Origin of the sequence: Microbacterium sp. I2, assembly GCF_051364985.1 — a bacterium.
Taxonomy (GTDB): domain Bacteria; phylum Actinomycetota; class Actinomycetes; order Actinomycetales; family Microbacteriaceae; genus Microbacterium.
In genome coordinates this window covers 1-5,648 of record NZ_JBLWIH010000015.1, presented here as the reverse complement: position 1 = coordinate 5,648, position 5,648 = coordinate 1, and the positions used below count along the sequence as shown (strand labels likewise).

At 70.4% G+C, this 5,648-nt stretch carries 5 protein-coding genes; all 5 read left to right on the top strand.

Annotated elements, in window-relative coordinates; all coding sequences use genetic code 11:
* The first annotated feature begins 23 nt into the window (after positions 1–23).
* Entirely contained in the window at positions 24–1,715 is a 1,692-nt protein-coding gene (recN, locus tag ACLKM7_RS13030) for a DNA repair protein RecN (protein WP_436447589.1), read from the top strand.
* Positions 1,716–1,732: 17 nt separating this feature from the next.
* A complete protein-coding gene (locus ACLKM7_RS13025) occupies positions 1,733–3,454 on the top strand; it encodes a CTP synthase (RefSeq protein WP_436447588.1) in 1,722 nt (573 codons plus the stop codon).
* Complete coding sequence (locus ACLKM7_RS13020; RefSeq protein WP_436447587.1) at positions 3,451–4,062, top strand: NUDIX domain-containing protein; 612 nt, start codon at positions 3,451–3,453, stop codon at positions 4,060–4,062. Before ACLKM7_RS13025 ends, ACLKM7_RS13020 begins: the two co-directional genes overlap by 4 nt.
* A gap of 26 nt (positions 4,063–4,088) precedes the next feature.
* Complete coding sequence (xerD, locus tag ACLKM7_RS13015) at positions 4,089–5,012, top strand: site-specific tyrosine recombinase XerD (RefSeq protein WP_436447586.1); 924 nt, start codon at positions 4,089–4,091, stop codon at positions 5,010–5,012.
* Between the two features lie 107 nt (positions 5,013–5,119).
* A complete protein-coding gene (locus ACLKM7_RS13010) occupies positions 5,120–5,638 on the top strand; it encodes a septum formation family protein (protein ID WP_436447585.1) in 519 nt (172 codons plus the stop codon).
* Positions 5,639–5,648 lie beyond the last annotated feature (10 nt).

The following is a 5,648-nucleotide window of genomic DNA, read 5'->3' as shown; positions in this document are numbered from 1 at the left end:
CAGGCGAGCGCGGAGCTCTCCCTGTGATCGAAGAGATGCGCCTGCGGGATCTGGGTGTGATCGCCGAGGCGACCCTGCCGATCGGCCCCGGCTTCACCGCCATCACGGGCGAGACGGGCGCCGGAAAGACGATGGTCGTGACCGGGCTCGGGCTGCTGCTCGGCCAGCGCGCGGACTCCGGCGCGGTGCGCGCCGGGGCGGCACAGGCGACCGTCGACGGAGTATGGATCGTGCCCGAAGACGGCGCGGTGGCCGAGCGGGTCCGTGAGGCGGGCGGCGATGTCGAGCCTCTCGGCGACGGGCGCGCCGAGCTCTTCGTCGGACGCTCGATCTCGAGCGAGGGGCGCGGGCGCGCCTCGGTCGGCGGCCGCGCCGCGCCGGCCGGTGTGCTCGCCGACCTCGCCGACGAGCTCGTGGTCGTCCACGGTCAGTCCGATCAGTTGCGCCTTCGCTCCGCCGCCGCCCAGCGCGACGCTCTGGACCGGTTCGGCGGCGAGGCGGTCCGCACAGCCCGCGACGAGTACCGGCGCGCGTACGAGCGATGGCGAGCCCTCGATCGCGAGCTCTCGCAGCTGACGACGGACCGTGACGCCCGCGCGGCCGAAGCTGACGAACTGCGCGCCCAGCTCGCCGAGATCGAGCAGGCGGCACCCCAGCCGGGCGAAGACGCCGACCTCGCCACGCGCGCGGAGCGCCTCGCGAACGCCGAAGAGCTGCGCATCGCCGCCGCCTCTGCGCACGAGGCGCTGTCGGGGGAGGGGGACGGCCCGGATGCCGCCTCCCTGCTCGCGGAGGCGCGCCGAGCCCTCGAGCGCGTGCACGATCCGGTCCTCGAGGAGCTCTCGGGGCAGGTCGCCGACCTCGGCTACCGTGCCGCCGACGTGGCGGCCGCGCTCGCGGGGTACCTGGCAGACCTCGACGAGTCCGGACCGCATGAACTGGCCGCCGTCGAGGAGCGTCGCTCGGTCCTGGCCGGCCTGGTGCGCACCCACGGCACTCTCGAAGCCGCGATCGCGCTGCTCGACGTCGGCTCCTCACGTCTGGCCGAGCTCGACGACGACTCCGGGCGGATCGAGCGTCTCACCGAGGAGCGGGATGCCGCGGCATCCGCTCTCGACGGTGCGGCAGCGGTACTGACCGCCGCCCGCACCGAGGCGGCCGAGCGTCTGGGAGCCGCCGTCACTAACGAGCTGCGCGCCCTGGCGATGCCCGATGCCCGCCTGGAGGTGTCGGTCGCCCGGGGATCGGAGTCGGCGAACGGCAGGGACGACGTCGCCATCCTGCTGGCCCCGCACCCCGGAGCGGAGCCCCGCGCCGTCTCGAAAGGAGCGAGCGGCGGCGAGCTCAGTCGCGTGATGCTGGCGATCGAGGTCGTGATCGCCGCCGTCGATCCCGTCCCCACCTTCGTCTTCGACGAGGTCGACGCCGGCATCGGCGGGGCCGCCGCGATCGAGGTCGGGCGCCGGCTGGCGCGGTTGGCGCAGTCCTCTCAGGTGATCGCCGTGACCCACCTGGCCCAGGTCGCCGCGTTCGCGACCAACCACCTCAGCGTCGTGAAGGCAGGCGACGGCTCGGTGACGGCATCCGACGTCCGCCGGCTCGAGGGTGCGCAGCGCGAGGCCGAGATGGCCCGCCTGCTCTCGGGCATGCCCGACTCCGACGCCGCGCTGACCCACGCACGTGAGTTGCTCAGCCTTCGGACCGAAGTCGACTGATAGGATAAAAGCCCGTGATGCAGACTTCTGGTTCTTCCCGCGGTGACACTTCGAACGACACCACCAAACACATCTTCGTGACCGGTGGTGTCGTTTCCTCTTTGGGCAAGGGCCTGACCGCCGCCAGCCTGGGCAACCTTCTGACAGCCCGCGGCTTGCACGTCGTGATGCAGAAGCTCGACCCGTATCTCAACGTCGATCCCGGCACCATGAACCCGTTCCAGCACGGTGAGGTCTTCGTCACCGACGACGGCGCCGAGACCGACCTCGACATCGGGCATTACGAGCGCTTCCTCGACATCGAGCTGAACCAGGCGGCCAACGTCACCACGGGCCAGATCTACTCGCAGGTGATCGCCAAGGAGCGCCGTGGCGAGTACCTCGGCGACACCGTGCAGGTGATCCCGCACATCACCGACGAGATCAAGCGCCGCATGCGGCTGCAGGCCACCGAGGATCCGCGGCCGGACGTGATCATCACCGAGATCGGCGGAACCGTCGGCGACATCGAGTCGCAGCCGTTCATCGAGTCCGCGCGGCAGATCCGTCACGAACTCGGCAGGCAGAACGTGTTCTTCGTCCACGTTTCGCTCGTGCCGTTCATGGGCGCCTCGGGCGAGCAGAAGACCAAGCCGACGCAGCACTCCGTCGCGACGCTGCGTTCCATCGGCATCCAGCCCGATGCGCTGGTGCTGCGCAGCGACCGCCCCGTCACCGAGGCGAACAAGCGCAAGATCGCGCTCATGTGCGACGTCGACGAGGGCGCCGTGGTCAACGCCGTCGACGTGCCGAGCATCTACGACATCCCCTCGATGCTCAACGAGCAGGGGCTCGACGAGTACATCGTTCGCGCGCTCGGCCTCGCGAAGGCCGCCGACGTCGACTGGTCGCGGTGGGAGCGCGTCCTGCAGGCCGTGCACAACCCGAAGCACGAGGTCACGATCGGCCTCGTCGGCAAGTACATCGATCTTCCCGACGCCTACCTCTCGGTCACCGAGGCGCTGAAGGCCGGCGGGTTCGCTCAGGAGACCCACGTCAACATCCGCTGGATCCCGTCTGACGAGTGCGAGACGCCCGAAGGCGCCGAGCGGGCGCTCGCACCGCTTGACGGCATCGTCATCCCGGGCGGCTTCGGCATCCGCGGGATCGAGGGCAAGATCGGCGCGCTGAAGTTCGCGCGCGAGCAGGGGATCCCCACGCTCGGCATCTGCCTGGGCCTGCAGTGCATCGTCATCGAGTACGCCCGTCATGTCGCCGGCATCCAGGACGCATCATCGAGCGAGTTCGACCCCGACACCGAGCACCCTGTGATCGCCACGATGGAGGAGCAGGTCGACATCCTCGATCACGGCGACCTCGGCGGCACCATGCGGCTGGGACTGTACCCCGCCGACCTCGCCGAAGGATCGATCGCCGCGGAGGTGTACGGCTCGACCACGGCGTCCGAGCGTCACCGGCACCGGTACGAGGTGAACAACCGCTACCGCGATCAGATCGCGGCTGCCGGGCTGGTCTTCTCGGGTGTGAATCCCGATCTCAATCTCGTCGAGTACGTCGAGCTGCCGCGCGACGTACACCCGTACTACATCGCCACTCAGGCCCACCCCGAGCTGCGTTCGCGTCCGACCGACGCCAACCCGCTGTTCCGCGGGCTCGTGGGCGCCGCCCTCGAACGGCACCGGGCCAGCGAGCTGTTCGATGACGAGCCCTTCGAGGCTGCCCGGGAGCCCGTCGCGTGACGACGCCCGGAGCACAGGCCGGCGCGTGGCCGGCCGACGAGCCGCTCGAGGCGATGGTGATCTCGAGCGATCTCGTCTACGAGGGTCGGGTGTGGGACGTCCGCCGCGACACCGTCGCGTACGGCGACGGCACGATCGTCCGCCAGTACGTCGACCATCCGGGTGCGGCCGCGGTCGTGGCGCTCGATGAGGACGACCGGATGCTGCTGATCCAGCAGTACCGGCATCCGATCCGTCACCGGGATTGGGAGATCCCCGCGGGCCTCCTCGACGTCGACGGCGAATCGCCGCTCGAGACCGCCCGACGCGAGCTCGCGGAGGAGGCAGACCTCGAGGCGGCCGAGTGGGAGCCGCTCGTGAGCATCTTCACGACGCCGGGTGGCAACGACGAGGTCGTGCACCTGTTCCTCGCGCGGGGGCTCTCGCCGGCCGGTGCCGTGCATGCACGCGAAGATGAAGAGGCCGACATCGTCCTCGAGTGGGTCGCGCTCGACGAGGTGGTCGCGGGGATCCTCGCGGGCAGGCTGCGCAACGGGATCATGACGGTCGGGGCGCTCGCCGCCGCGGAACGGCTTCGCGTCGCGCGAGCGGAGACCGCGAGCGGCTGACATGGGGCGCGCGGGGGAGCTCGGTCATGCGGCTTGAGCGTGCAGTCGACTCGTACCTGCGGCACATCACGATCGAGCGCGGGCTGTCCGACAACACGGTCGCCGCGTACCGTCGGGATCTCTCGGGGTACCTGACATGGCTCGGCGAACAAGGCGTGGCCGACACCTCCGAGGTGACGTCAACGCTCGTCGGAAGCTTCATCGCGGATCGGGCCGCGGCACAGCCGCCGATGGCGTCCTCGTCCCTCGCACGGCTGCAGTCCTCGGTGCGAGGTCTGCACCGCTTCCTCGCGCGTGAGGGGGTCGAGAACACCGACCCGTCGACGAAGCTGCGCCCCCCGAAACAGCCGCGCCGGCTGCCGAAGGCGCTCACGATCGATCAGGTCGAGAAGCTGCTCGACGCGTCAGGCCCGCTTCCGCAGGACGCCGCACCGGGGGAACTCACCGGCCTGCGCGATCGTGCACTGCTCGAGCTGCTCTACGCCACCGGGGCTCGCGTCTCCGAGATCGTGCAGCTCGACGTCGACGACGTCGCTCACGGCGATGTGCTCCGGGTGCGGGGCAAGGGGGCGAAGGAGCGCATCGTGCCCGTCGGATCGTACGCGCGGGCGGCACTGGATGCGTATCTGACGCGTGCGCGGCCCGAGTTGTCGCGTCGCGGACGTGCGACGCCCAAGCTGTTCCTCGGCGCGCGCGGTGCGCCGCTGTCGCGGCAGAGCGCGTGGCTCGTCATCCACTCGGCTGCGGAGCGCGCGCAACTGAGCGCGCACGTCTCGCCGCACACCCTTCGGCACTCGTTCGCGACCCACCTGCTGCAGGGCGGCGCCGACGTGCGGGTCGTGCAGGAACTGCTCGGCCACGCCTCGGTCGCCACGACGCAGATCTACACCTACGTCTCGGTGGACGCGCTGCGGGACGTGTACGCCACGTCGCATCCGCGCGCCCGCTGAGCGGGCGACGAGGGCGAGTTGGCACGCGGACCGAATCTCCGCCAGACTTGGCGGCTGGAGCCCGCCGTGGGGGTGGGACATCGACAGATCCGGGGGGATCGATTCCCATGACACACAACCGCGCGCGTCTGGCCCTGGCAGGCCTCGTCCTCGCCACCGCGGCCGCCTTGAGCGGCTGCTCCCTCGTCGACCAGCTCGTCCCGGCCTCGGAGCCGGTCCGCGATGCTCAGACCGACGAAGTGACCGAGGCCAACGACAACGCCGACGTCTTCGCGATCCAGGTCGGCGACTGCCTCGCCACTGCCGACATGGGATCGGTCGACGAGGTGACCAGCATCCCGGTCGTCCCGTGCGCCGATCCGCATGACGACGAGGTTTACTACGCGTACGACCTCGCCGAGGGCGAATACCCCGGCGAAGAGGCCGTGAAGGCCGACGCCGATGCCACCTGCATCCCCGAGTTCGCGAACTTCATCGGCCTGGCGTACGAGGAGTCGGTGCTCGACTATTGGCCGCTGTACCCGACTGAGGGATCGTGGGCCAGCGGTGACCGCGAGGTGCTGTGCATCGCGTGGGACCCCTCCGGGGCCAAGCTCACGGGCACTCTCGCCGGCGCCGCCCGCTGATTCCCGGCGT

What these genes read in the sequence shown, in the direction of transcription:
- ACLKM7_RS13025 (WP_436447588.1), top strand. Translation starts at nt 1,733, where the DNA reads ATGCAGACTTCTGGTTCTTCCCGCGGTGACACTTCGAACGACACCACC.
- xerD (WP_436447586.1), top strand. Translation starts at nt 4,089, where the DNA reads ATGCGGCTTGAGCGTGCAGTCGACTCGTACCTGCGGCACATCACGATC.
- ACLKM7_RS13010 (WP_436447585.1), top strand. Translation starts at nt 5,120, where the DNA reads ATGACACACAACCGCGCGCGTCTGGCCCTGGCAGGCCTCGTCCTCGCC.